The 24,996-nt window shown below is 43.9% G+C and carries 28 protein-coding genes; 18 read left to right on the forward strand and 10 right to left on the reverse strand.

Going from position 1 to position 24,996, the window contains the following annotated elements; translation table 11 throughout:
- Positions 1 to 266: 266 nt before the first annotated feature.
- Positions 267 to 944, reverse strand: a complete 678-nt coding sequence (locus tag I2I33_RS08755) for a hypothetical protein (RefSeq protein ID WP_162613749.1) — start codon at positions 942 to 944, stop codon at positions 267 to 269.
- Positions 945 to 1,154: 210 nt separating this feature from the next.
- Between I2I33_RS08755 and I2I33_RS08760 the strand changes: the two genes are divergently transcribed.
- Positions 1,155 to 1,331 carry a transcriptional regulator gene (locus I2I33_RS08760; protein WP_118261509.1) on the forward strand — a complete coding sequence of 59 codons (177 nt, stop codon included), beginning with the start codon at positions 1,155 to 1,157 and terminating at the stop codon, positions 1,329 to 1,331.
- A gap of 76 nt (positions 1,332 to 1,407) precedes the next feature.
- Here the strand turns inward: I2I33_RS08760 and I2I33_RS08765 are convergent, their stop codons facing one another.
- Positions 1,408 to 2,307, reverse strand: coding sequence for a helix-turn-helix domain-containing protein (locus I2I33_RS08765; RefSeq protein ID WP_087421282.1), 900 nt, complete (start codon positions 2,305 to 2,307; stop codon positions 1,408 to 1,410).
- A gap of 211 nt (positions 2,308 to 2,518) precedes the next feature.
- Here I2I33_RS08765 and I2I33_RS08770 point away from each other — a divergent pair, with 211 nt between their 5' ends.
- The 17 genes from I2I33_RS08770 (at position 2,519) to I2I33_RS08850 (ending at position 19,998) form a co-directional block, all read left to right on the forward strand.
- Positions 2,519 to 3,046 (forward strand): flavodoxin, encoded by a 528-nt coding sequence (locus I2I33_RS08770; RefSeq protein ID WP_229128243.1) that lies wholly within the window; start codon positions 2,519 to 2,521, stop codon positions 3,044 to 3,046.
- A gap of 163 nt (positions 3,047 to 3,209) precedes the next feature.
- Entirely contained in the window at positions 3,210 to 4,124 is a 915-nt protein-coding gene (locus tag I2I33_RS08775; RefSeq protein ID WP_087420728.1) for a helix-turn-helix domain-containing protein, read from the forward strand.
- Between the two features lie 275 nt (positions 4,125 to 4,399).
- Positions 4,400 to 5,047: a CoA transferase subunit A gene (locus I2I33_RS08780; protein ID WP_087420727.1), complete on the forward strand. Its 648-nt coding sequence runs from the start codon at positions 4,400 to 4,402 to the stop codon at positions 5,045 to 5,047.
- A 44-nt stretch (positions 5,048 to 5,091) separates the two neighbouring features.
- Positions 5,092 to 5,478: a hotdog domain-containing protein gene (locus I2I33_RS08785; RefSeq protein WP_087420726.1), complete on the forward strand. Its 387-nt coding sequence runs from the start codon at positions 5,092 to 5,094 to the stop codon at positions 5,476 to 5,478.
- Between the two features lie 14 nt (positions 5,479 to 5,492).
- The gene (locus I2I33_RS08790) at positions 5,493 to 6,320 is read left to right on the forward strand and encodes a 3-keto-5-aminohexanoate cleavage protein (protein WP_087420725.1); all 828 of its coding nucleotides are present in this window, start codon (positions 5,493 to 5,495) and stop codon (positions 6,318 to 6,320) included.
- 32 nt (positions 6,321 to 6,352) lie between these two features.
- Positions 6,353 to 7,396, forward strand: coding sequence for a zinc-binding dehydrogenase (locus I2I33_RS08795; protein WP_027201907.1), 1,044 nt, complete (start codon positions 6,353 to 6,355; stop codon positions 7,394 to 7,396).
- 217 nt (positions 7,397 to 7,613) lie between these two features.
- A complete protein-coding gene (locus tag I2I33_RS08800; RefSeq protein ID WP_087420724.1) occupies positions 7,614 to 8,651 on the forward strand; it encodes a zinc-binding dehydrogenase in 1,038 nt (345 codons plus the stop codon).
- A gap of 67 nt (positions 8,652 to 8,718) precedes the next feature.
- Positions 8,719 to 9,963 carry a lysine 2,3-aminomutase gene (ablA, locus tag I2I33_RS08805; protein ID WP_087420723.1) on the forward strand — a complete coding sequence of 415 codons (1,245 nt, stop codon included), beginning with the start codon at positions 8,719 to 8,721 and terminating at the stop codon, positions 9,961 to 9,963.
- 93 nt (positions 9,964 to 10,056) lie between these two features.
- A complete protein-coding gene (locus I2I33_RS08810; protein WP_087420722.1) occupies positions 10,057 to 11,067 on the forward strand; it encodes a hypothetical protein in 1,011 nt (336 codons plus the stop codon).
- A gap of 81 nt (positions 11,068 to 11,148) precedes the next feature.
- On the forward strand, positions 11,149 to 12,561 hold the full coding sequence (locus I2I33_RS08815; RefSeq protein WP_239428269.1) for a MutS-related protein: 1,413 nt from the start codon (positions 11,149 to 11,151) through the stop codon (positions 12,559 to 12,561).
- Between the two features lie 15 nt (positions 12,562 to 12,576).
- The gene (locus tag I2I33_RS08820; protein ID WP_087420721.1) at positions 12,577 to 14,133 is read left to right on the forward strand and encodes a lysine 5,6-aminomutase subunit alpha; all 1,557 of its coding nucleotides are present in this window, start codon (positions 12,577 to 12,579) and stop codon (positions 14,131 to 14,133) included.
- Positions 14,134 to 14,266: 133 nt separating this feature from the next.
- Positions 14,267 to 15,055, forward strand: a complete 789-nt coding sequence (locus I2I33_RS08825; protein ID WP_087420720.1) for an OAM dimerization domain-containing protein — start codon at positions 14,267 to 14,269, stop codon at positions 15,053 to 15,055.
- Between the two features lie 92 nt (positions 15,056 to 15,147).
- Positions 15,148 to 15,807 carry a 3-oxoacid CoA-transferase subunit B gene (locus tag I2I33_RS08830; RefSeq protein WP_087420719.1) on the forward strand — a complete coding sequence of 220 codons (660 nt, stop codon included), beginning with the start codon at positions 15,148 to 15,150 and terminating at the stop codon, positions 15,805 to 15,807.
- A complete protein-coding gene (locus tag I2I33_RS08835) occupies positions 15,804 to 17,009 on the forward strand; it encodes an acetyl-CoA C-acetyltransferase (RefSeq protein WP_087420718.1) in 1,206 nt (401 codons plus the stop codon). Before I2I33_RS08830 ends, I2I33_RS08835 begins: the two co-directional genes overlap by 4 nt.
- A gap of 46 nt (positions 17,010 to 17,055) precedes the next feature.
- Positions 17,056 to 18,195, forward strand: coding sequence for an acyl-CoA dehydrogenase (locus I2I33_RS08840; RefSeq protein WP_087420717.1), 1,140 nt, complete (start codon positions 17,056 to 17,058; stop codon positions 18,193 to 18,195).
- Between the two features lie 12 nt (positions 18,196 to 18,207).
- Positions 18,208 to 18,990: an electron transfer flavoprotein subunit beta/FixA family protein gene (locus tag I2I33_RS08845; protein WP_087420716.1), complete on the forward strand. Its 783-nt coding sequence runs from the start codon at positions 18,208 to 18,210 to the stop codon at positions 18,988 to 18,990.
- Between the two features lie 15 nt (positions 18,991 to 19,005).
- Positions 19,006 to 19,998, forward strand: a complete 993-nt coding sequence (locus I2I33_RS08850; RefSeq protein ID WP_087420715.1) for an electron transfer flavoprotein subunit alpha/FixB family protein — start codon at positions 19,006 to 19,008, stop codon at positions 19,996 to 19,998.
- A gap of 35 nt (positions 19,999 to 20,033) precedes the next feature.
- Here I2I33_RS08850 and I2I33_RS08855 read toward each other — a convergent pair whose 3' ends face one another.
- From I2I33_RS08855 to I2I33_RS08890, 8 genes are all read right to left on the reverse strand, one after another.
- Complete coding sequence (locus I2I33_RS08855; protein ID WP_410491998.1) at positions 20,034 to 21,236, reverse strand: ATP-binding protein; 1,203 nt, start codon at positions 21,234 to 21,236, stop codon at positions 20,034 to 20,036.
- A gap of 146 nt (positions 21,237 to 21,382) precedes the next feature.
- The gene (locus tag I2I33_RS08860; RefSeq protein ID WP_162613748.1) at positions 21,383 to 21,559 is read right to left on the reverse strand and encodes a hypothetical protein; all 177 of its coding nucleotides are present in this window, start codon (positions 21,557 to 21,559) and stop codon (positions 21,383 to 21,385) included.
- Complete coding sequence (locus I2I33_RS08865) at positions 21,556 to 22,185, reverse strand: hypothetical protein (RefSeq protein WP_087420713.1); 630 nt, start codon at positions 22,183 to 22,185, stop codon at positions 21,556 to 21,558. The genes I2I33_RS08860 and I2I33_RS08865 overlap by 4 nt, the downstream gene beginning before the upstream one ends.
- Before the next feature lie 215 nt (positions 22,186 to 22,400).
- Complete coding sequence (locus I2I33_RS08870; protein ID WP_087420712.1) at positions 22,401 to 23,006, reverse strand: N-acetylmuramoyl-L-alanine amidase; 606 nt, start codon at positions 23,004 to 23,006, stop codon at positions 22,401 to 22,403.
- Between the two features lie 33 nt (positions 23,007 to 23,039).
- Complete coding sequence (locus I2I33_RS08875; RefSeq protein ID WP_087420711.1) at positions 23,040 to 23,414, reverse strand: 3TM-type holin; 375 nt, start codon at positions 23,412 to 23,414, stop codon at positions 23,040 to 23,042.
- 7 nt (positions 23,415 to 23,421) lie between these two features.
- Positions 23,422 to 24,045 carry a DUF6266 family protein gene (locus I2I33_RS08880; RefSeq protein ID WP_087420710.1) on the reverse strand — a complete coding sequence of 208 codons (624 nt, stop codon included), beginning with the start codon at positions 24,043 to 24,045 and terminating at the stop codon, positions 23,422 to 23,424.
- Positions 24,046 to 24,313: 268 nt separating this feature from the next.
- Entirely contained in the window at positions 24,314 to 24,715 is a 402-nt protein-coding gene (locus I2I33_RS08885; RefSeq protein WP_140402571.1) for a hypothetical protein, read from the reverse strand.
- Positions 24,651 to 24,929, reverse strand: coding sequence for a hypothetical protein (locus I2I33_RS08890; RefSeq protein ID WP_087420708.1), 279 nt, complete (start codon positions 24,927 to 24,929; stop codon positions 24,651 to 24,653). Before I2I33_RS08890 ends, I2I33_RS08885 begins: the two co-directional genes overlap by 65 nt.
- Between the last annotated feature and the right edge of the window lie 67 nt (positions 24,930 to 24,996).

A 24,996-nucleotide genomic window follows, 5' to 3' on the forward strand; every position in this document is an offset into this window, starting at 1 on the left:
CAAATATAACCGTATCAAAAATCAATTTTATCGAAGATAAATGCAAGATGAATGCTTGTTGAATACTCCTTGGTCTAAATGAACTATCAGGAAACTATTGGGAGAATGACAAGTCGACATAACCTAAAGCTAGGGCAAAGCCAGCCTTTTCCCAGAGCAATCATCTCCCATAACCCTTTCACCTCTCATTCATCGCCCTTTCATCGCCCTTCGCCAATATACGAACAAGAACGAAAGAAACTTGTTACAAAGATGGCAGGAGATTACTACTCCGGCTCTTCGGTTACATCACCTTGGGATAACCCATAATACTTACAATGCTTATTTAGAACGCACTCCCCGCACAACGGATTCCGGCTTTTACACACCAATGCTGCATAATCCAGAATAGCCCAATTCAATTCCTTGCATCGACGCACCTCGATAATATCATTTGCCAACTCCTGAATCTCCTTATCATGACGCACGTCAATAAAATCTCCCGGTTTAAAATAACGTTTCAGCAACCGGGACATATTCACGTCTAAAAGCGGTTTGCGATTCCTCAAGATAAACAATTCGAAAGCATTGGTCACGTATAACCCGATAAAACCGGAATCCCTCAACTCGTTTTCGTTTCCCGGAATCTTACCTCCCCGTCGTCGAATATCTTCCCCCAGCTTATACAATCGTCGAGCCCGGTGACGATATAATCCCAAAGGTTTCATAATCTCTTCCAACTCTTCAAGCGAAGCATTAGCCAAAGCGTTCCAATCGGGAAATTTAGAGAAAAAAGTATCGTAGTACTTTGCCACCGTCTCTGCTTTCGTGCGCTGCAACAGGATTTCAGAAACAATTTGCTGGTACTTCGTCGCCCGATCTTCCCGCCACGGAAATATCCTCTGGTTCTCGTCAAACCACTTCAACAAACGATGTTGCAGATATTGAACCATGACTTCCCGCATAAATCTCAATTTATATTCAAATCTAACATAAGTACCCTTTACCATTTCTTCTTGGCAAACAAAAATAAAATTTTCCGACCACTCTTCATATAACCATTGACAAAATCTCTTAACCATACAAGAATTATCCCACAAATACCTCATCTTTTTATATGCTTCTTTTGTTTATATTCCTAATCTCCGTATCTTTATGCGGTAAAAAAGATCTTTATGAAAGTTGGTGAAAGAGTAAAAGTATCCCCCGACTTAACAGGATTAGATGCTTGGTACGAGGGGATTATCGTAGATATTGAAAACAACAGGTTTAATGGTATTGTCATATCTATTAAACTTGATGATGGGCGTATATTCTTTGGACAGGAGAGATTTTTCCAATCTTTAAATTAAATATTATGTACGCAATATCATTCGACCTTACGATAGGAGAAGTCAAAAAAAATTATGGAATAACAAGGCGGCATGATTAATTCAATGCCACCCTGTACTCATTAGGAGAACACCCCTCCATTTTCTTAAACAAGCGACTCAAATGATGAGGATATTTGAATCCCATCTCATAGGCAATTTCACTCACGGACTTGGACGAATCGGCAAAACGTTCCTTAACTTTCTCGATAATGGTGAATTGGATATACTCCTGAGCCGATTTTCCCGTTTCCTTCTTTATCAGATCCCCGAAATAATTCGCGGAAAGATTAAGTTTATCCGCACAAAAAGCAACAGAAGGTAAACCATAAGAAACCGGGGCATCCGACTCGAAATAACCGTTCAACAAATCTTCAAACCGGGTAAGAATATCCTTATTCACATCCTTACGAGTTATAAATTGCCGATCGTAAAAGCGGACACAATGATTCAAAAATACTTCAATATTAGCGGTAATGATGGATCGACTATGTTTATCGATAGCGTGTTCCAACTCCTCCCGGATCTCTTGAAAACAATTAATCACGATCTCTCGTTCCCGGTCAGACATATGAAGAGCCTCGTTCGCCTCGTAAGAAAAAAAAGAATAGTCCTTCATCTTGCGCCCCAAAGACGTCCCCAATAATAAATCGGGATGGAAAAGCAACGCCCATCCTTTCACCTGTACCCTAGTCCCATTATCATCATCCCCTACGATTTGACCGGGTGCGATAAAAACTAAAGTACCTTCCTGGTAATCGTACATCTTGCGTCCATAACGAAGATCCCCGCACTTGACATCTTTCAGAAAGACCGTGTAAAAACCAAAATTCTTACGAGCTAAACGAACCGGAGGCACTTCCGACAGGTCAATCACGCTCACCAAAGGATGCAAAGTCTTTACTCCTAAAAATTCATGATAATCATGAATCGTATTCATTTTCAATATTTCACCCATAACATTCAAGGCTTTTGTTTGAAACAAAAATAATAATTCTCGCTTAAGTTTTTTCACCGGATATTCAAAATCAGTAAAAATGGTACACATATCTGTAATTTATCTACACACAATCCCCGCCATACCCTATATATTTGTATCACAAAATAAATGGACAATTTTATAATATATCATGATGAAAACAATGTATTTTTTAATAATTGCAACAGTTATGGCAACATTTAGCATGAATGTAGAAGCACAAAAAACTTCTAACGGGAAGAAAGTACTGGTCGCTTATTTTTCACGTAGCGGAAACACCAAAGCGATAGCGAATCATATCAAAGAGCTGACAGGCGGAGATTTATTCGAAATACAGACAGCAAAACCGTACCCGGCAGATTATCACGCTTGCACGGAAGTCGCCAAAAAAGAAAAAAATGACAACGCCCGCCCCGAATTAAAAGAGAAGGTGAAGAACATGGAAGAGTATGATATTATCTTTATCGGCTTCCCGAACTGGTGGGGAACAATGCCCATGCCGATCTTGACATTCCTAGAGAGCTACAAGCTAGAAGGTAAAATCGTGATCCCGTTCTGCACACACGGTGGAGGTGGTGAACAAAACTGTTTTAAGGATTTCGTGAAAAACACAAGCAAGGCCACGAATAAAAAAGGATTCATCACCAGTGGCGGATCGGCAAGTTCAGCCCGCCCGCAAGTAGAAAAATGGCTGAAAGAAATTGATGTGATAAAATAAAAATCATTTTAAACTCCCCTCTATAAACAGAGAGAGAGTTGGAATACTCACCATCTTCGGGAAGAGTTACCAGCACCTCCTCTGTTTATAGAGGAGGTGGCCGAAGGCCGGAGGAGTTTATCTAGCGACAAGCAAAGTTTTACCGACTACGAACCATATCATTATGGCCAACCATGCGCAGAAAATAGAATCTATCAGTCAGCTAAACACGCTAATCGGACAAAAGACATTACACCCGCTCCTAAGTGTTATTGACCTAGCCGAAGCCACACGCCTCGGTCAACTCTCTATTTCCGGCGATTTCTACGCTCTATTCTTCAAACAAGTACAATGTGGTGATTTCAGATACGGTCGCAGGTGTCATGATTTTCAATCCTGCACGTTAGTATTCAAAGCTCCCGGACAAACTATTGACATCACCCAGCACGACACTCCGGAACAGACCAGCATTTTAGGCATCGCGTTCCACCCCAAAGTTTTCAACGAAACATCATTGGTCTGTAAGAAATCCGAATACTCGTTCTTCTCCTACCAGGAAAACGAATCCCTTCATTTATCCGAACGGGAAAAACAAATTATCCTGGGATGCATAAGTAATTTTCAGAAAGAATTACAAAGAGACATTGACCGGTTCAGCCTCCGGTTACTAGCCGTACATCTCGAATTACTCCTAGATTACTGCCTGCGATTTTACGAACGTCAATTCATCACCCGATGCAATATAAATAATGATATTTTGGCGTATTTCAATCAACTTTTGGAACAATATCTCCAAGCGGAACACGGGACAAAAACGGAATTACGCTCGATCGAGTACGTTCATGAAAGGATCCCCCAATCTCTTGCCTATCTCAATGATCTCGTACGGGTAGAAACCGGAAAAACACTCCGGGAATACGTGCGCCTGAAAAAAATAGACATGGCGAAATACCTCGTAACAAGCTCGAATAAAACAATTTCAGAAATTGCTCTCGCATTAGGCTTTCCCAATACCCAAACATTTCTCTGCCTGTTTAAAAGATTCGTGGGTTGCTCTCCAAGCGAATACAAGCAACAAGGGGCAAACAAATCCAATTAACCTGCCCATATCCTCTTAAAAATTGATTATCAGCATAATAATTGCACTTTTTCAATCAAACCGTTGGTTTTTATCTTAAAATTTCATAATTTAATACCGCAAATTCAGAGGCGGTGACAGATATTTATTTTCGACTACGTAAAATGATTCTCAATAAAGAATTATTTCCGTTTTTGTGTTGAAAATATTTCATTTATTGCTCCAAATGATATAAATTTGACAAATCAATGCGAATGTGTTAAATATTTAACTGAAACAATATAAAAATGCTTCCTATGAGTAAATTTATTTCTATCGAAGAGGCTGTATCAAAAGTAAAAGATGGTATGACCATCATGGTAGGCGGATTCCTCGCAAACGGAACCCCTAACAAAATCGTTGATGCGTTAGCGAAATCAGGCGTTAAGAACCTGACGTTGATCTGTAATGACACGGCTTACCCGGACAAAGGAGTGGGTCAATTGATTGCCAACAAACAAGTAAAGAAACTTTTCGTGTCACATATCGGGACGAACCCGCACACGAGCGAACAAATGAATAGCGGAGAACTTGAAATCGAATTCTGCCCGCAAGGTTCATTGGCAGAGCGTGTACGTGCCGGCGGTTGCGGGCTGGGAGGAATCCTGACTCAAACCGGAATGGGAACCATCGTGGCCGAAGGAAAACAGATCGTCAACGTGGATGGCAAAGACTACTTGTTGGAAAAACCGTTGAGAGCCGACATCGCGTTGGTTGGCGCCAGCCTTGGAGATAAAGCAGGAAATCTGGTTTACCGGGGAACATCTCAAAACTTCAACCCGTTAATGGCTTCTGCCGCTGATTTGGTAATTGCCGAAATTAACGAACTGGTTGAAGTCGGTGAAATCGCCGCAGAAAACGTGAAGACACCGTCAATCATGGTGGACTTCATAATTGAAAATTGAAAATGGGTTCTCAATTTAAAATCTAAAATTTAAAATTAAAGGAAATGGAAAAATCAATGATAAGATTAAGAATGAGTGCAAAAGACGCTCATTACGGTGGTAATTTGGTTGACGGGGCTCACATGGTACATTTGTTCGGAGACGTGGCCACGGAATTATTAATCATGCATGACGGTGACGAAGGGTTGTTTGTGGCTTATGACAACGTGGAGTTTTTGGCACCTGTTTATGCCGGAGATTATATCGAGGCTACCGGAGAGATCGTGAAAGTAGGAAACACTTCTCGGAAAATGGTTTTCGAGGCAAAGAAAGTAATCGCATCCAGACCTGACATTTCGGCTTCGGCAGCAGATGTACTGGAAGAACCGATCGTAGTTTGCCGTGCAAGCGGAACCTGCGTGGTGAAAAAAGAAGACCAGAGAAAGAAATAATCTAAATTATTATTATGGAGAAATTAATTATCACAGCAGCCATTTGCGGGGCAGAAGTTACCAAAGAACAAAACCCCGCCGTCCCTTATACAGTAGAAGAGATCGTGAGAGAAGCGAAATCCGCTGTAGACGCAGGTGCAGCTATTGTCCACCTTCACGTTCGTGAAGATGACGGTACCCCGACTCAAAGCAAAGCACGCTTCAAAGAGTGTATCGACGCTATTTATAAGGTATGCCCGGACGTGATCTTGATCCCCTCTACCGGAGGAGCCGTGGGAATGACCGCAGAAGAACGTCTTCAGCCGACAGAACTATTCCCCGAAATGGCCACGCTGGATTGTGGTACCTGTAACTTCGGAGACGAGGTGTTCGAGAATACCATGCCGATGATGAGAGACTTCGGAAAGAGAATGATCGAAAACAATATCAAACCGGAATACGAATGTTTCGAAATGGGACATCTTGACACCGTATTAACCATGGCTAAAAAAGGTCAGGTTCCCGGAGCCCCGATGCAATTCAACTTTGTTCTCGGTGTTCCCGGATGTACTCCTGCCACGGTACCGAACCTTTGCTGGCTTGTAAACGCAATTCCCGCAGGTTCTACGTGGACAGCAACCGGGATCGGTCGTCATGCTTTCACGCTTGCAGCTCCCGCTATCGCGATGGGTGGTAATGTGAGAGTAGGTTTTGAAGACAATCTTTATCTGGAAAGAGGCGTGTTGGCTAAATCTAATGGTGAATTAGTTGCCAAAGTGGTTCGTATCGCCAAAGAATTAGGTCGTCCAATCGCCACCTCCGCGGAAGCAAGAGAAATTTTAGGATTAAAACCTTTAAAATAATCGATTTATAAATTTTCAAATTTAATTATACTATGCAAAAGAAAGGAAATAAATACGGAACCCACCGTGTAATCGAACCAAAGGGAGTATTACCACAACCCGCCAACAAGATTGACAACAACATGGACGAGATCTACGACAACGAAATCCTGATCGACGTTCAGACTTTAAATATCGACTCAGCTAGTTTCACTCAGATCGAGCAACAAGCTGGTGGTGATAAAGCAAAGATCGCTGAAATCATGATGGACATTGTTGCAAAACAAGGAAAACATCGTAACCCGGTAACCGGATCAGGCGGTATGTTGTTAGGTACGGTTGAAAAAATCGGTGATGCATTGAAAGGCAAAATCGATTTGAAAGAAGGTGATAAGATTGCCACTTTGGTTTCTCTTTCTTTGACCCCGCTTCGCATTGACAAGATCAAAGATATTCGCCCGGACATCGACCAAGTAGACATTGACGGTAAAGCTATCCTTTTCGAGAGTGGTATCTACGCCAAGATCCCGGCTGATCTTCCTGAAAACTTGGCCTTGTCGGCATTGGACGTGGCAGGAGCCCCCGCTCAAACCGCTAAATTGGTTAAACCGGGCGACACCGTGTTAATCATTGGTGCTGGTGGTAAATCAGGAATGTTGTGCTGTTACGAGGCTAAAAAACGTGCAGGCGTTACTGGTAAAGTAATCGGTTTGTGCCACAGCCAAAAGAGTACCGAACGTTTACAGAAACTTGGTTTCTGCGACTATGTATTCTCTGCCGACGCAACTCAACCCGTTCCGGTAATGGAGAAAATCGAGGAGTTAACCAATGGCGAAATGTGCGACGTTACGATCAACAACGTGAACATCACCGATACGGAAATGACTTCTATCCTTTGTACGAAGAACACGGGAGTTGTTTACTTCTTCTCTATGGCAACCAGCTTCACGAAAGCAGCTCTTGGAGCAGAAGGTGTTGGTAGCGACGTGACCATGATCGTTGGTAACGGTTACACGAAAGGACACGCAGAGATCACTCTTCAAGAACTGAGAGAAAGCGAAGCTTTGAGAAAGATCTTTACTGAACTTTACGCTTAATATAATTAAGTATTTATGAAGATGTCTCAGAAACTCCTCCGTCAGCAAAGCTGCCACCTCCTCTATAAACAGAGGATGAGTTAAATTACTACCCGGTTTCAAGAAGATTTACCAGCTCTCCCTCTGTTTATAGAGGGAGTACGGCGGAGCCGGGAGGGAGTTTTTGATACATCTTCATAAATCATTAAATTTAAAATCTAAAATTTAAAATCATTTGATGGACAAGGGTTGTAGATACGGAACACACAGGGTAATTACTCCGGAAGGTACACTTCCACAACCGGCATTAAAGCTGGATAACACGATGAGCATTTATGACAACGAATTGCTGATAGATGTGCAAACATTAAACATTGATTCGGCCAGTTACACGCAGATTAAAAGCGCTTGTAACGGGGATGCGAACAAAATGAAAGAGATGATTCTTTCTATCGTGGCAGAGAGAGGTAAAATGCAAAATCCTGTTACCGGATCGGGTGGTATGCTCATTGGAACAGTGAAAGAGATCGGGCCTAATTTCCCGGACAAATCACTGAAGGTCGGAGATAAAATTGCCACACTGGTTTCCTTATCCCTGACCCCATTAAAAATAAACAAGATCAAGCATCTTGACCCGGCATCAGATCAGGTTGACGTGGACGCACAAGCGATCCTGTTTGAAAGCGGCTTATATGCCGTGCTACCGAATGATATTCCGGAAAAACTGGCATTAGCCGTGTTGGACGTGGCTGGAGCCCCGGCTCAAGTGGCCCGTCTGGTAAAAGAAGGAGATACGGTATGTATCATCGGAGGGGGAGGAAAGTCTGGAGTACTTTGTTGCTACCAGGCCATGAAAAACGTTGGACCTTACGGAAAGGTCATCGTGGTGGAATACTCGGAAGAGAACGCCCGAAGAATTAAAGAGATGAATCTCGCCACTCACGTTATTGTTGCCGATGCGACAAAAGTGATGGACGTGTATAAAAAAGTGACTGCCATTGCAGGGGAAAGAGGTTGCGAGGTAACAATTAACAATGTAAATGTTCCCTCGACAGAAATGACCTCGATTCTCGTCACAAAAGGACAAGGATGCGTTTATTTCTTCTCCATGGCGACCAGCTTTACGAAAGCGGCATTGGGAGCTGAGGGAGTAGGAAAAGATATAAATTTAATCGTAGGGAACGGATACGCCAAAGGACATGCCGAACTGACATTGAGTATCATTCGGGAGTCTGAGGAGATTCGGGAACTATTTAATAGACTATACGTGAAATAACATCGCGATACGATTTTATAGATAAAAGATAAAAATTAAAAGATAAATCTAAAATAAATAAACTGAGATGGCTGAAAGCAGACGAAAAGAATTTTTTCCGGAAGTAACAGATGAACAATGGAACGACTGGAAATGGCAAGTGAAAAACAGAATCGAGACTGTGGATCAATTAAAAAAATATCTTGATCTGGATCCCAGCGAAGAAGAGGGTATTCGTAAAGCATTACAAATGCTGAGAATGGCAATCACCCCATATTATTTAAGTTTAATCGACAAGAACGACCCGCATTGTCCGATACGCAAACAAGCCGTTCCTTCTGCATTGGAGTTACACAAAGCCAGCGCAGACTTGGAAGACCCGTTACACGAAGACAGCGATTCTCCCGTACCGGGATTAACTCACCGTTATCCGGACCGGGTGTTGTTCTTGATCACGGACCAATGTTCCATGTACTGCCGTCACTGTACCCGCAGACGTTTTGCAGGACAAAAAGACAGTGCCTCCCCGACCGAACGTATTGACAGATGTATCGAGTACATCGCCAAGACTCCGCAAGTAAGAGACGTGCTGTTGTCCGGTGGTGACGCATTGTTGGTAAGCGACGATCGTTTGGAGTACATTATCAGCCGTTTGAGAGCAATCCCTCACGTGGAAATCATCCGTATCGGTAGCCGGACCCCGGTAGTATGCCCGCAAAGAATTACCCCGGAGTTGGTGAATATGCTGAAAAAATATCACCCGATCTGGTTAAATACCCACTTCAACCACCCGAGCGAAATCACGGAAGAATCAGCTGCCGCTTGCGCTCGCCTAGCTGATGCAGGTATTCCGTTAGGAAACCAGACCGTGTTACTGAGAGGTATCAACGATTGTACCTACGTGATGAAGAAATTGATGCACGGATTGGTAAAAATGCGTGTTCGCCCGTACTACATCTATCAATGTGACCTTTCTATGGGTATCGAACACTTCCGTACTCCGGTTTCCAAAGGTATCGAGATCATCGAGAACTTACGTGGACACACTTCCGGATATGCAGTTCCTACATTCGTGGTTGACGCACCCGGTGGTGGTGGTAAGACTCCGGTAATGCCGAACTACGTGATCTCTCAATCTCCGAACCGGGTTGTATTGAGAAACTACGAAGGTGTTATCACGACCTACACGGAACCGACAGATTACAAGGAAGAGTGCCACTGCCCGGAATGTGAGCGAGCTCGCAAAGAAGGTGTCGCCGCACTGTTAAATGGCGATATGCTCTCTATTGAACCCAAACATTTGGCTCGTAACGAGAGAAATCATCACGAATAAAATAATTAAGTGATTCCGTGATTTCCGATTAAGTGATTTAGTCTCTTCTCTGGAAATCACAGAATCACTTAATCAATAAATCATCAATAACCAATGTTTATCGAGGAGATTCTAAAATACAATAGTATAGCAATCGTGGGTCTGGCAAAAAATGCCGGAAAAACGGAATGTCTGAACTATATTCTTCGGAAAGTGAAGAATACGGGAAAGCGTTTCGCCCTTACCTCAATAGGCATCGACGGGGAAAACAGGGATCAGGTTTGCCAAACGCCCAAGCCGGAAATTGAAATCTTTGAAGACATGATATTCATCACGTCGGAGATGCATTACCGATCTAAACGTCTGGTGGCAGAGATCATGGATGTCAGCACACAACAAACCTCGTTAGGACGTCTGGTAACCGCCAGAGCTGTCAGTTCGGGAAAAGCCTTGTTATCAGGGCCTGCCGACACGGGATCATTGAAAGCCCTCATCCAAGGGATGAAACGTTTTGACGTGGATACCACCATCGTCGACGGAGCACTCTCCCGCCTCAGTCTCAGCTCTCCGGCAGTGACGGAAGCCATGGTGTTAGCCACGGGAGCTGCGGTTTCCTGTAATATTCCTCAACTGGTTAGAAAAACAAAATACGTGTATGACCTCATTTGCTTGGAGAAAGCAGAGCCGGAAATCATCCGGCAACTGATTGACATCGAGCAAGGAATGTGGTCCATTGACGAAAACGGGAAAGTTCACGATCTGAACATACCTTCCGTATTTATGCTTGAAAATAACAAAGATGAAGTTTTCAAGTACGGGAACACGTTATACGTGGCAGGCGCCATCAGTGACAAATTATTGCAATTCCTACGGCAGCAGAAACAAATCAAGGAGATCACATTGATCATCCGTGATTTCACTAAAATGTTTGCCTCCATGGAAACATACTACGCCTTCCTTAAAAAAGGCGGTACCATGAAGGTATTGCAAAAAAGTAAACTACTGGCCGTTTGCATCAATCCCCAATCTCCGGAAGGCTATTGTTTGGATTCCGACGAACTAAGAGTTGCCATGCAAGAAAGCTTGGGAATTCCTGTTTATGACGTCAAAAGAATTGAAAGTTGAAAATTGAAAATGAATTTAGAAGCGACGGCCCGTGCGGCTGAAATCTAAAATCATAAATCATTAAATCTAAAATTAGTAGCGGTGTTTTTAAGAAGTGCCATAGAAGAAATTAACGGATTCAGATTCATGATCGACAAACTGGAAATTCAATCCGGTCTGGCGAAACGGATCTTGAACACATTACCTTATTTGCGTACCCCGGAAGCAATTGCCCAAGAATTGGACAAAACCGAGGTAATGCGCAATATTCTACAAACCTCCGAACTAACAGACACCATTACCAAGATCAAAGTCAAACTGATGCAAGTGAAGGATGTCCGAGGAACAGCGAACCGGGTGACGGAATCACAGATACTGGATGACATTGAACTATTTGAATTAAAAGCTTTTTCTTTGCTGGTCGTGGAGATGCGGGAATTGCTCCTATCAGCAAATATCACGGTTGTTTCACTCCCGGACTTGGAACCGGTAGTAAACATTCTAGATCCCGAAAAGATGCGTATTCCTCATTTTTACGTGTACGATGCCTATTCCCCGGAACTGGCAGCCCTGCGGGCAAAAATGAAGACGCTTAAAATGGATGAAAAAACAGAAGAACGAGTACTGGATCAACTTCAATTCGAACACACGGAATTAGAAGACCAAATCCGGGAAAAGTTATCCGAACAGATTCATCCCTATAAAAAAGAAATTAATGAAGCCCTGACAAACACGGCAACTTTAGATATCCTGTTGGCAAAAGCCCAACAGACCATTGATATGCAGTTGTGCAAACCGGAAATTTCCTCTGGCACAACTCGCTATATAAAAATATTCAACCCACAAGTAAAAGAGGTTCTTTGGCAGGAAGGCAAGAAATTCCAGGCAATTGACATTGACATCGAGCAAGGAGCCTGTTTAATTACCGGAGCCAATATGGCCGGGAAAAGCGTTATCCTAAAAACCGTGGCACTATCACAAGCGCTATTCCAATTTGGTTTTTACGTTCCGGCAGAACAAGCCGAGATTGCCTTGGTTGACGAAGTTCTCCTTTGCATCGGGGACGAGCAATCCGAATTAAGCGGACTGTCCTCGTATGCCTCGGAAATGCTACGGGTAAATGCTATCGTGCAAGACGTGAAAGCAGGTAAAAACGCCTTGATCCTGATTGATGAACTGGCTAGAACCACCAACCCCACGGAAGGGAAAGCAATCGTGAATGCCATGCTCGACTTCTTGACGGATAAAGGAGTCCGCTCCTTGATTACCAGCCATTACAGCGGGATCAAAGCCCATTGTAAAAAAATGCGGGTAAAAGGATTTGTAAAAGAACACGTGAAAGGTCAATTGACCATCAATAATATAAACGAGTTCATCGATTACTCGCTAATCGAAGATACTCACGACTCCGTGCCGCAAGAAGCCATGCGCATCGCCCGTATTCTGGGCGTTGACGAAGAATTGTTGGACAAAGCAGAGGAGTTTTTGGATGACGAAGAGAAGAACAGAAATTAATAACAGAACAAAGATATGCAGAACAGTAAACTAGGGCTTGATTTCACCAAAGTGGCACACGCGAAGGACGTGGCCCGGAAGATAGCCGACGATGTACAAAAATTCGTGGAACAATACTCTACCGTTGCCGTTGAGCGTACGTTATGCCGTTTGCTCGGTATTGACGGGGTCGACGCTAACACCGTACCCCTACCCAACGTGCTGGTAGATGAGATCAAAGACAAAGGCGTGTTAGGTGAAGGTATTCTATTCTTCCTCGGAAACGCTATCGTGGAAACCGGAATGAACCCGCAACAAATAGCAGAGAACGTTGCAGAGGGGACTCTGGACATCACCACGTTACCCGTTCACCCGACAGATGAGATTAAAGCCGCACTGAAACCGCACGTTGACGCAAGTATCAAACGGATCAGTGATCGTCGTGCCAAGAAAGAAAACTACTTGAACACGATCGGGGAAGGTCCGAAACCTTACCTCTACGTGATCGTGGCTACCGGAAACATCTACGAAGACGTGGTACAGGCACAGGCTGCCGCACGTCAGGGGGCTGACATCATTGCCGTAATCCGTACAACAGGGCAGAGTTTGTTGGATTACGTGCCTTATGGAGCTACCACGGAAGGATTCGGGGGAACATTCGCTACACAAGAAAACTTCCGCATCATGCGTAAGGCTTTGGATGAAGTGGGCGAAGAAGTAGGCCGTTACATCCGCTTATGTAACTATTGCTCCGGCCTGTGTATGCCGGAAATCGCGGCAATGGGAGCCTTGGAAGGTTTGGACGTGATGTTGAACGACGCTCTTTACGGGATCTTGTTCCGGGATATTAATATGCAACGTACACTGGTTGACCAGTTCATGTCAAGAGTGATCAACGGATTCGCCGGGGTGATCATCAACACCGGAGAGGACAACTACCTGACAACCGCTGATGCCGTGGAACAGGCACACACCGTGCTGGCATCCGACTTGATCAACGAGCAATTGGCCTTGATCGCCGGACTGAAAGAAGAACAAATGGGATTAGGACACGCTTTCGAAATGGACCCGTCTCTTGAAAACGGTTTCTTACTGGAATTGTCTCAGGCTCAAATGACCCGTGAGATTTTCCCGAAAGCCACTTTAAAATATATGCCTCCAACCAAATTCATGACGGGAAATATTTTCCGCGGACACATTCAGGATGCACTTTTCAACATGATCGGAATCTGGACTTCACAAGGAATCCAATTATTGGGTATGCCGACAGAAGCTATCCACACACCGTTCATGTCCGACCGTTATCTTTCTATCGAGAATGCCAAGTATATCTTCGGTAACATGAAGAATATCGGTGACGAGGTAGAGTTCAAAAAGGACGGTATCATCCAAAGTCGTGCCAAGGAAGTATTGAACAACGCTATCGCATTACTTGAGAACATTGAACGTGAAGGTCTTTTCACCGCTTTGGAAAAAGGAATCTTCGGTGACGTGAAACGTCCGAAGAATGGCGGTAAAGGACTTGACGGAGTTGCAGCCAAAGGTGCCAATTATTACAATCCGTTTATCGAGTTAATGCTGAAAGGCAATTGAAAATTGAAAATTGAGAATTGAAAATGACGACTTGTCATTTTTAGTTCCAAGTTTCAAGAGAGTGAATAAAAATAAAATTTAAACCGATGCGATTGATAATTTTCAATTTTGCATTTTCAATTTTCAATTCATTATGAGTGGAGGATTATATTCTACCGAAAAAAATGATTTCGACCAGACGCTGGATCTGAAAAAAATAAAACCCTACGGGGACACGATGAACGACGGGAAAACTCAATTGAGTTTCACGTTGCCCGTGCCTGCCGGGGATGAGGCTATCGAAGCTGCAAAACAATTATTGAAAAAAATGGGTTTTGAAAACCCGCAAGTAGTATTCCACAAAGAGTTGACCGAGGGTTACACCTTCTTCAACTGTTACGGAAGCTGCACGCACACCGTGGATTTCACGAGTATTCATGTTCCGAAAGTAGAAGGAACGAAATGGGATATGCACGAAACTGACGAGTTCATCCGTGAAAATATCGGACGTCCTTTGATTGTTGTAGGTGCAAGTACCGGAACCGACGCTCACACCGTGGGTATCGACGCCATCATGAACATGAAAGGCTTTGCCGGACACTACGGACTGGAACGTTACGACATGATCGAGGCTCACAACTTGGGAAGTCAGGTGCCCAATGAAGAGTTTATTGCCAAAGCTATCGAGCTGAAAGCCGACGCTCTTCTGGTATCCCAGACCGTCACCCAGAAAGATGTTCACATCAAGAACCTGATCGAACTCGTGGAAATGCTGGAGGCAGAAGGCTTGCGGGATAAAGTAATCTTGGCTTGTGGTGGTCCTCGTATCTCCCACGAGCTGGCAAAAGAGCTGGGTTACGATGCAGGCTTCGGCATGAACACCTATGCAGATGACGTGGCGTCATTTGTTGCGCAAGAATTTGTTAGAAGAAAAAATAAATAGCATTTTAAATTTTAGATTTTAAATTTTAAATTACAGGACTCATCGGTAATCAATTTACAATCTAAAATTTACAATTTAAAATTGAAAACGGTATGGATAAAGATCAAGTAAGAGAAGTTATCGCAAAACGGGTAGCTCTCGAATTAAAAGACGGCGACGTGGTAAACTTGGGAATCGGACTGCCAACGATGGTACCGAACTACTTGCCCAAAAACGTACACGTGATCCTACAATCCGAAAACGGATTATTAGGTATGGGTCCGAAACCGGAAGAAGGTAAAGAAAATCCGGAATTGACGGATGCCGGTGGTGGCTACATCACGGCGATCGAAGGCGCCTGCAGCTTTGACAGCGCAACCTCTTTCGGACTTATCCGCGGTGGACACGTGGATGTCACCATTCTTGGTGCTTTACAGGTAGACGAGAAAGGAAACTTGGCAAACTGGATCATCCCCGGTAAGAAAGCCCCGGGTATGGGTGGAGCCATGGACCTGTTGGTAGGTGCTAAAAAAGTGATCCTTGCCATGGAACACACGGCAAAAGGCAATCACAAGATTTTAAAAGAATGCACGCTGCCGTTAACCGCTGCCGGGGAAGTTGACATGATTATCACCGAAATGGGTGTTATGAACATTACCCCTGCCGGAATCGAACTGGTAGAATTAAACCCTGAATTTACTTTAGATGACATCAAAGCAGCTACAGGCTGTGAATTAATAATTTCCAAAAACTTAAAAGCAATGCCTCAATGACAAAAACCTATATCGTAGCAGCAAAAAGAACTGCGATCGGCAAATTTTTAGGAACAACTCTTTCAATGACAGCAGCAGACTTGGGTGCCGCCGTAATAAAAAACATTATCGCGGAAACCGGAGTCAATCCCGCCAATATTGATGAAGTGATCGTCGGCAACGTACTATCCGCCGGACAGGGTCAAGGTGTAGCCCGTCAGGCATCCATCAAAGGAGGGATCCCACAAGAAGTTCCGGCTTACGGAATCAACATGATATGCGGGAGCGGTATGAAAGCCGTACTCAATGGTGTAACCGCTATCAAATCGGGGCTGGCGAACCTGATCATTGCAGGAGGAACCGAATCCATGTCCAATGCGGGCTATATCCTCCCAGCACGAGTACGTGACGGGCACAAGATGGGCGACGTGACAGTAGTGGACCATATGGTGTATGATGGTCTGACGGACGCCTTCGAAGGCTACCACATGGGCATAACGGCTGAAAACATCGCGGAGAAATACGCGATCAGCCGGGAAGAACAGGATGAATTTGCAATCGAATCGCAACAACGTGCTATTGCGGCTATCGATAATGGTAAATTCAAGTCAGAGATCGTGCCTATAGAGTACAAGGTGAAAAAAGAAACTCACGTGTTCGACACGGATGAATTCCCGAACCGGACGACCTCCCTGGAAAAATTATCGACCTTACGTCCCGCTTTCAAAAAAGAGGGTTCCGTCACGGCCGGTAACGCTTCAGGAATCAACGACGGGGCATCATTCGTACTGATCGCATCGGAAGAGGCTGTTAAACAATACAATTTAACCCCTCTATGCGAGATCATTGGTGTCGGACAAGGCGGTGTGGACCCGGCCATCATGGGTATGGGACCCGTGCCAGCCATTGCCAACGCACTCAAGAATGCCGGTATCAAACTATCCGACATTGACGTGATCGAGTTAAACGAGGCTTTCGCAGCACAATCACTGGGAGTCATTCACGAACTCATGGCACAACACGGCGTTACGAGAGAATGGATAAATGAACGTACGAACATCAACGGTGGTGCAATTGCACTGGGACATCCCATCGGGGCATCAGGAAACCGCATCGTTGTATCATTAGTACACGAAATGATAAACAATGAAGCAAAATTAGGTCTTGCATCCCTCTGTATCGGAGGGGGCATGGGGACGGCCTTAATTCTGAAGAAATGTTGATTTAGAATTAAAAACTAGCTTCGATCAATTAAAAACATTTATAATAATGGATTTCAGTCTATCAAAACAAGACCAACTCTTCTTACAAATGATAAGAGAGTTTGCAGAAAAAGAGGTAAAACCTCTGGCGGCGGAAGTGGACGAATCAGAAAGATTCCCGATGGAAACCGTTCAAAAAATGGCAAAACTTGGTATTATGGGTATCCCATTCCCGGTTGAATACGGCGGTGCCGGTGGTAACAACATCCTTTACACGATGGCGGTAGAGGAGTTATCCCGTGTATGTGCCACGACCGGAGTAATCGTGTCCGCACACACCTCTTTGTGCTGCGCACCGATCATGGAACACGGTACGCCCGAACAAAAAGCCAAGTATCTTCCCAAGTTGACTTCCGGTGAATGGATCGGAGCATTCGGTCTGACAGAACCGAACGCCGGAACCGACGCATCCGCACAACAGACTTTCGCGGTGAAAGAGGGAGATCATTACGTGCTTAACGGATCTAAAATCTTCATCACCAATGCCGGCTATGCACACGTGTATATCATCATGGCGATGACCGATAAATCCAAAGGGACCAAGGGAATTTCCGCCTTTATTGTGGAAAAAGACTTCCCGGGATTCTCTATCGGTAAAAAAGAGAAGAAAATGGGTATCCGCGGTTCGGCTACTTGCGAGCTGATCATGGAAAACTGCATCGTTCCTGCCGAGAACTTACTCGGACAAGAAGGTAAAGGTTTCGGCATTGCCATGAAAACACTTGACGGCGGACGTATCGGTATCGCTTCTCAAGCATTAGGTATCGCCCAAGGAGCTATGGACGAAACCGTGAAATACGTGAAAGAGCGTAAACAATTCGGAAAATCCCTTGGTCAATTCCAGAACACTCAATTCCAATTGGCTGATCTGCAAACCAAAGTGGAAGCATCCCGCTTATTAGTAAGACAAGCTGCCTACAAAAAAGACCTGAAAGTGCCTTATTCCGCAGATGCAGCTATGGCTAAACTATTCGCGGCAGAGACGGCCATGGAAGTAACGACCAAAGCCGTACAGTTCCACGGAGGATACGGATATACCCGTGAATATCCTGTTGAAAGAATGATGAGAGATGCCAAGATTACTGAAATCTACGAGGGTACGTCAGAAGTTCAGAGAATGGTGATTGCAGCAAATTTATTAAAGTAAAAGACAGTTGACATGAAGATCGTTGTTTGTATTAAACAAGTTCCGGATACCACGGAAATCAAACTGGACCCCGTTACAGGAACCCTTATCAGAGACGGTGTACCCAGTATTATGAATCCCGATGACAAGGGAGGACTTGAATTTGCCCTTCAATTAAAAGATCAATATGGAGCACACGTAACCGTGATCACCATGGGACCGCCCCAGGCTGAAGCAATCTTGAGAGAAGCATACGCCATGGGAGTGGATCGTGCCATCCTGTTAAGCGACCGCAAATTCGGTGGAGCCGATACGTTGGCCACTTCTAATACAATTGCCGCAGCCTTGAGATCTCTGGAATTCGACTTGGTGATCACCGGACGTCAGGCTATCGACGGGGATACCGCACAGGTGGGTCCGCAGATCGCCGAGCATCTGGATTTACCGCAAGTAACTTACGTGGAAAGCTTGACTTTCGACGGGAACAAGACTTTCACGGTGAAGAAATCCATGGAAGACGGTTACCAGATGGTACAGGTAGACACTCCTTGCGTGTTCACCGCATTGGCATCCGGAGTGAAACCCCGTTATATGTCTGTAAGAGGAATCGTTGAGGCTTACAACCACCCCATCGAAACATGGACCTACAATGACATCACCGTGGATGACCAGAAGATCGGATTGAACGGATCACCGACCCGTGTATTCAAATCATTCACCAAGGGTGTGAAAGCTGCCGGACAAATCTACGAAGTAGACCCTGCAGAAGCTGTAGACATTATTATCAGCAAATTGAAAGAAAAATTTATTATCTAATAAAGAAATTAGAAGATGGATAAGGCACAATATAAAAACGTTTACGTCTTCGTTGAACAAAGAGAAGGCGTTATCCAAAACGTGGGTCTGGAATTGTTAGGTAAAGCCAGAGAATTAGCTGATGCTTTAAATGAAAAAGTATATGCCATGTTATTGGGACATGACCTGACGACACAAGCTCAGGAATGTATTGCTTACGGGGCTGACACCGTGTTACGTGTGGATGCACCGGAATTGGCAACCTACGTTACCGAACCTTACGCACAGGCTATTTACCAGATCATCCGTGACAACAAACCGAGCATCGTGCTGATCGGGGCAACGACCATCGGTCGTGACCTCGGCCCGCGCTTGTCTGCCCGTGTAGAAACCGGATTGACTGCAGACTGTACCGGATTGGAAGTTTCTGAAGAACGGGATTTGTTAATGACCCGTCCGGCATTCGGTGGAAACTTGATGGCAACCATCATCTGTAAGGAACACCGTCCTCAAATGTCAACCGTTCGTCCGGGCGTAATGCGCATGGGACAACGTGACGAGAATCGGCAAGGAACGATCGAGGATGTAAAAATCAACTTCGATAAATCTAAATTCCGTGTACGTGTTCTTGAAACAGTTAAACAAACCAAGAATTTGGTTGATATCACCGAAGCTCATGTATTGATTTCCGGAGGTCGTGGAGTGGGTAATGCAGAAGGATTCGATATGTTACGTGCAATGGCAAACACCATCGGTGCTGAAGTATCCGCATCTCGTGCCATGGTTGATGCCGGAGTATTGGGACACGAACGTCAGGTAGGACAAACCGGTAAAACCGTACGTCCCGACTTGTACTTCGCCATGGGAATCTCCGGAGCTATCCAGCACTTGGCCGGTATGGAAGAATCCGAATACATCATCGCAATCAACAAAGACAAATTTGCCCCAATCTTCAACGTGGCAGACTTGGGTATCGTCGGCGATGTTCGCAAGATCGTTCCGCTTTTAACTGAAAAGTTGAAAAGATAATACGAAAAAAGAGACTGATTATTCAGTCTCTTTTTTTACCTAACATTCATTAAAAAATCACGAATCCCCAAATATTGTATTCCCTCATAAGTATTTCCATGAAATAAATCTTGTGAGATGACAAACTTGGGATAATTATCTTCTATTTTTAAAAGATTGCCAAATTCCCGTTGGATAGTTGCCTCATCATTTAATTGTAACGCAACCTGTACATACACCTTTTCTCCCTCCCGCTCACCAATAAAATCAACTTCTTGTTTCTCCAATACTCCCACGGAAACCTTATACCCTTGATAAAGCAAATGATTATAAACAATATTTTCTAATACTTTCCCTTGATCTTGGAGTTTAAAACCTGCTATAACATTTCTAATTCCCAGATTTTCAAAATAATACTTATTTCCTACCTCAAAAATACGCTTCCCCACAATATCATACCGATCAACACAAGAAATAATAAAAGCATTTGTAAAATGCTCGATATAAGTCAGGATCTGATTCACCCCCAGCGTGACTCGTTGCGATTTCAAATAATCACTTATCCCTTTGGCTGAAAATATACTTCCCACATTATCTGCAAGAAACAGAAGTAACCTCTCTAAGAAATCAGTATTCCGTAAAGCATATCGGCTAACCACATCCCGATAAACAATCGTGGAATATATACTCTTTAAATATTCAAAAACAATTCCATCTTCTAATTTCAAATGCATCAAATAGGGCAATCCTCCATACCTAGTATATAATCTAAAACTTTCATCCGAATTTTCAAGTCCATGAAATTGTAAAAACTCAGGATATGACAAACTATATATCGTGAACTCAATATACCGTCCCCCCAAATAAGTAGCTAATTCTCCGGACAACATTTTTGCATTACTCCCCGTCACGTATATATCGTTATTTTCATTCAAAACCAGTGAACGTAGAGCTTTCTCGAATTCACGAACCTCCTGCACCTCATCAATAAATATATAATTCTTACTCTCTTTTAAGCATTTACTCATCACGTAAGCATATAGCTCCTTTGCAGATTTTATAAAATCAAAAGCGATATCTTCCAGATTTATATAAATAATATTTGCCTCGGATTCCTTTTTCCGGATCAATTCTATTAGTTGAAATAAAATATAACTTTTCCCAACTCGACGTTGTCCGGTCATAACTTTGATCAAAGACGTTCCCATAAAGGGCTCTATTTTCCTCAAATAATGTTCTCTATATTTTATATTCTCCATTTTCATTATAATTAAAACTCTTCCAAAAATACGAAAAAGTTTTCATTATAATGAAAACTTCAAGCAAATTAGATCAAAGTTTTCATCATGATGAAAACTCCCCTCACTTTACAAACCAAAGGGGCAGCCGAAGCCACCCCTTTCTCTTATCGTCCGGAACGTTTCCGTTCCCATCGATCCTTACACCAAGCCACCACAACCGAGCTAATCACTCCTCCCACGATACTCAACACCCCCGTAACGAAATCATCAGCCACCCGCGAGAGGAAAGCATCAAATCCCAGCGTGAAAAATATTCCGGTAAAAAAGTACACGCTTATCATACCGTCAAATAACGACTGTCCGATGCCGCACTCCCGTTCTTCAAGGTTGCGAAACAATACACCTTCACGTTAGTCTCATCCCAATCCTCGGGAAGTGCGTAACTCGTGTTACCATTCTCTCCCCGATCTCTCAACGGAACGATCTTGGCACGATTCAACACGGTTTCCAGCAACACTCCATACACCTTGTCATCCGCCAACGCATACCCCTCCTCTTCTTCTTGCATCTCCTGTTCGAAAGAATACATCTTACTCTCCGAGGCGTACGTTACAGTTACCTTAGGCGTGTACAACAACCCGGTAGCCATCTTTAACTGATCAAACACGATGGTTGCCACGTGTTTCTCGTCCACTTCCACGGCTACTTGATTCGCTTTCACGAAAGCATTCGAAGTCGTACCATTTCCCATACCCACGAAACCTTTCCGAATCACCGGAATCAATCTCCGAGACAACTGAACCAGCACCTTCATCTTCGCCCGTTGATCAAGCATCTCCGGTGTCGGGTTATCCCTCCTTGAAAAGATCTTCGCCTTCGCGATATTCTGCTTGTTCGTGTAACACATCGTCACGTTACCAACGGACTTCTTTACCTTGCCTAATAAATAAGAATTAAATTTTGCCATAACATTAAAATTTAAAAATGAATAAATCAGAAAATTTAAAATGATCCCGCACTCCCCGCATGGGCCCTACACGAAGAATGGAATTTAAAATGTAAAATTTAAAATTTAGAATGAAAAGTTTCCCAAAAACAGCGAGTAATCCCACTCTCCCTCTGTTTATAGAGGGAGCACCCCGAAGGGGGGAGGGAGTTCAATCTAAAATTCAAAACCTAAAATCAATAATACCGAATCCAGTCCGCCACCCTCAATGCCGGTCCCGGATCCACCTTTCTCGATGTCACGTCCGAATGCCCCACGATATCCCTGATAGGATAAGTATCCACCAGCAAACCACACACCTCGTTCAACACCCGCATCTGCACGTCCGTGTAATCATGCCAATATGTCGGCACTTCACCCGAATCTTCCGTGTACACCTCCTTCACGGGAACTTCCCGACCACACTCTGCCACGAACTTTCCCCCTTCCAGTCGCAACTGCCCCAAATTATCCAGCTCAATCCCAATTGAATAATGATTCAACTCACTCCTTCCCCCGTAACTACTCTTCCCCGCGTGCCAAGCCTCGATATTAAACGGCACCAATTGTATCACCAGCCCGTCCCGCCCGATCACCACGTGAGCCGACGCCTTCACATCCGACCTTGCCAAGAATTTTGCCGAAGACATGGCACTAGTACCTCCCGTGTAATGCAAAATAATCATATCCGGCTCTCCCAATCCTCGCCTATTCTTCTCACACACAACATGAATTACCCCACCACCCACCAAACGATGGTTTACAATTGAAAATGGTGAATTAGAACTTGAAAATACCTCCATAACAAAAAATTTAAATTGATTAGTTTTTATCTTTTAGTTTTTACCTTTTATCTTAAAAATGGCCTCTGCCATTTTTTCCCCACTCCTGCCTACCACGTACCCGCCCAACCCAATCTCCAATAAATCCCAGAACCGCGAAGTTTCATCCGGAATCGGTAAACTAGTAAAAGTCCCGATCAAAATAACACTGGCAAATGTCAACATCACCAGCGGCCGCCACGATCGCTGCAACCAATTCCCCCTCACTTCCTCCTGTACCGTAACCGCTCTCGCCTGTGCTAATTCCCGTTCCAGTTCCTGAATCAATTTCAATAACCCGGTTTCCAGCTCTTTTTTCTCCCTCGCCGGGAGCGTCAATTGACCAATCAACTCGCTGATCGAATTAACAATTCCACTTATCGGTTTCATTCCCCGTTCACAATTTAATGTACTGCGAATTCGAGAATCGTTTCCCATCCGGGGACTCGAAAAAACAATACAAATGTATCTTCACCCCCTTGCCACGCTCTAACGGGAAAGTCGCCTTTTCTGCCACCCGCAATACCTCCAATCCCTCCAACAACTTCGGGCTAAATGAACGATTCGACGGAAGCACGATAACATTCAAACGATCTGCCGCCTCAAAATTGTACGCCTCCTCGTCATTCTCCCAATCCAGCGTGACCATTCCTTGATCATCCATTCTCCCCTGCAGATTATACGCCTGTTGTCGCTTCCCGGCAGAAAAATGCAATTGCGAAAAATCACCGATCTTTCCGTTTGCCCGAAATGCCTTCAAATTCTTTTTCATAAAAAGCGCATACCCACTACTACAGATCTTGTCAGCCGAAAGATCCAGAATACCCTTCAAAGAAGTCTCCTTTATCTTCTTGTAAAAACGCACGGCCACCCGGAAACGAGATCTCACTTCCTGTTGTTTCGACGTGTTAGGATCAATTCTATCCGGCAAACTCCTCATATAAGACTTCCCGTTCAGCTTGCAGAAAACGACATTTCCGACTCGCCCCCTTATTCCAAATTCATTACGAACTAAAGCCATAATTCTTTTTTTAAATGAATACTATTTTTATCTCATCAACTCTCGTTGATTTCCAAATGCAATATTACAACACTTCAACTCCCCGCTTGGTATACGCCACGGTTCCGTCAAACAAAATAATCCCAACCCAATGATTACCAGCATTCAAAAAAGTACTCATCCCCCCACTTTCAAGACAACAAAAAAGGGTAGCAAAAGTGTTTTAAACTCCTACTACCCTAAAATCTTACCAACTTTTTACTCTAGATTCTAAACTCTAAATTTTAATCTACTTGTAAACCTGTACCCTCAATTTCTCAATCAACCTCTCCAATTGATCCAAAACCGTCTCCTCCTTATACCGTTTCAATACCCTGCTTTTCAACTGCCGATAATTTTTGATCTGGATCCCCAAAACCTGCTCTGCAATGGCCACCAACTCGCAAAACTCCAGTAACTTTCCAGTCGGAGAATAAAATTCTTCAAGAGCCTCGAAACCAATCAACAATTCCATCACCTTCGTCTGTACATTTTCCGTCTTCCAATAGACCAACACCTTCTTCTCCTTATTTTTCAGGAACCTCGCCGGATTATCCATCCTCTCGTGAAAAAGTCGCCACTCGTCCTCAACCACTTGCAATCCTCGCCCGATAAAACATAACCGCCACGCACCTTTTTTCCCCCACTCCATCACAGTCCCTATACATCTCCGATAACACCTGCAATCGAACTTTCGTGTAATTCAACGTCCGACACGTCGCCAAATAATCACCCCCCGAGTCGCATAGTCCCGCAACCTCTTCAACAAATTTTCCTAATTCTTCCTCTAAACATTCTTTCGTAATTTCCTCCTGCGATTCTCCTGCCAATAATGCTAAGAACCTCGTCTTAAACAATTCTGTCATAGTTTTTAAATTTAAAATAATAAAAAATCCCGGGCGTTATTACCCGGGACATATTCTTAATTTAAAA

Source organism: Butyricimonas sp. BSD2780061689_150309_C8 (assembly GCF_015560935.1).
GTDB lineage: Bacteria > Bacteroidota > Bacteroidia > Bacteroidales > Marinifilaceae > Butyricimonas > Butyricimonas paravirosa.

Bases quoted from the DNA above. Each gene is read 5' to 3' on its own strand.
- I2I33_RS08755 (WP_162613749.1), bottom strand. From the start codon at position 944: ATGCGGGAAGTCATGGTTCAATATCTGCAACATCGTTTGTTGAAGTGG.
- I2I33_RS08760 (WP_118261509.1), top strand. From the start codon at position 1,155: ATGAAAGTTGGTGAAAGAGTAAAAGTATCCCCCGACTTAACAGGATTA.
- I2I33_RS08765 (WP_087421282.1), bottom strand. From the start codon at position 2,307: ATGGGTGAAATATTGAAAATGAATACGATTCATGATTATCATGAATTT.
- I2I33_RS08770 (WP_229128243.1), top strand. From the start codon at position 2,519: ATGGCAACATTTAGCATGAATGTAGAAGCACAAAAAACTTCTAACGGG.
- I2I33_RS08775 (WP_087420728.1), top strand. From the start codon at position 3,210: ATGGCCAACCATGCGCAGAAAATAGAATCTATCAGTCAGCTAAACACG.
- I2I33_RS08780 (WP_087420727.1), top strand. From the start codon at position 4,400: ATGAGTAAATTTATTTCTATCGAAGAGGCTGTATCAAAAGTAAAAGAT.
- I2I33_RS08785 (WP_087420726.1), top strand. From the start codon at position 5,092: ATGGAAAAATCAATGATAAGATTAAGAATGAGTGCAAAAGACGCTCAT.
- I2I33_RS08790 (WP_087420725.1), top strand. From the start codon at position 5,493: ATGGAGAAATTAATTATCACAGCAGCCATTTGCGGGGCAGAAGTTACC.
- I2I33_RS08795 (WP_027201907.1), top strand. From the start codon at position 6,353: ATGCAAAAGAAAGGAAATAAATACGGAACCCACCGTGTAATCGAACCA.
- I2I33_RS08800 (WP_087420724.1), top strand. From the start codon at position 7,614: ATGGACAAGGGTTGTAGATACGGAACACACAGGGTAATTACTCCGGAA.
- ablA (WP_087420723.1), top strand. From the start codon at position 8,719: ATGGCTGAAAGCAGACGAAAAGAATTTTTTCCGGAAGTAACAGATGAA.
- I2I33_RS08810 (WP_087420722.1), top strand. From the start codon at position 10,057: ATGTTTATCGAGGAGATTCTAAAATACAATAGTATAGCAATCGTGGGT.
- I2I33_RS08820 (WP_087420721.1), top strand. From the start codon at position 12,577: ATGCAGAACAGTAAACTAGGGCTTGATTTCACCAAAGTGGCACACGCG.
- I2I33_RS08825 (WP_087420720.1), top strand. From the start codon at position 14,267: ATGAGTGGAGGATTATATTCTACCGAAAAAAATGATTTCGACCAGACG.
- I2I33_RS08830 (WP_087420719.1), top strand. From the start codon at position 15,148: ATGGATAAAGATCAAGTAAGAGAAGTTATCGCAAAACGGGTAGCTCTC.
- I2I33_RS08835 (WP_087420718.1), top strand. From the start codon at position 15,804: ATGACAAAAACCTATATCGTAGCAGCAAAAAGAACTGCGATCGGCAAA.
- I2I33_RS08840 (WP_087420717.1), top strand. From the start codon at position 17,056: ATGGATTTCAGTCTATCAAAACAAGACCAACTCTTCTTACAAATGATA.
- I2I33_RS08845 (WP_087420716.1), top strand. From the start codon at position 18,208: ATGAAGATCGTTGTTTGTATTAAACAAGTTCCGGATACCACGGAAATC.
- I2I33_RS08850 (WP_087420715.1), top strand. From the start codon at position 19,006: ATGGATAAGGCACAATATAAAAACGTTTACGTCTTCGTTGAACAAAGA.
- I2I33_RS08855 (WP_410491998.1), bottom strand. From the start codon at position 21,236: ATGGAGAATATAAAATATAGAGAACATTATTTGAGGAAAATAGAGCCC.
- I2I33_RS08860 (WP_162613748.1), bottom strand. From the start codon at position 21,559: ATGATAAGCGTGTACTTTTTTACCGGAATATTTTTCACGCTGGGATTT.
- I2I33_RS08865 (WP_087420713.1), bottom strand. From the start codon at position 22,185: ATGGCAAAATTTAATTCTTATTTATTAGGCAAGGTAAAGAAGTCCGTT.
- I2I33_RS08870 (WP_087420712.1), bottom strand. From the start codon at position 23,006: ATGGAGGTATTTTCAAGTTCTAATTCACCATTTTCAATTGTAAACCAT.
- I2I33_RS08875 (WP_087420711.1), bottom strand. From the start codon at position 23,414: ATGAAACCGATAAGTGGAATTGTTAATTCGATCAGCGAGTTGATTGGT.
- I2I33_RS08880 (WP_087420710.1), bottom strand. From the start codon at position 24,045: ATGGCTTTAGTTCGTAATGAATTTGGAATAAGGGGGCGAGTCGGAAAT.
- I2I33_RS08885 (WP_140402571.1), bottom strand. From the start codon at position 24,715: ATGGAGTGGGGGAAAAAAGGTGCGTGGCGGTTATGTTTTATCGGGCGA.
- I2I33_RS08890 (WP_087420708.1), bottom strand. From the start codon at position 24,929: ATGACAGAATTGTTTAAGACGAGGTTCTTAGCATTATTGGCAGGAGAA.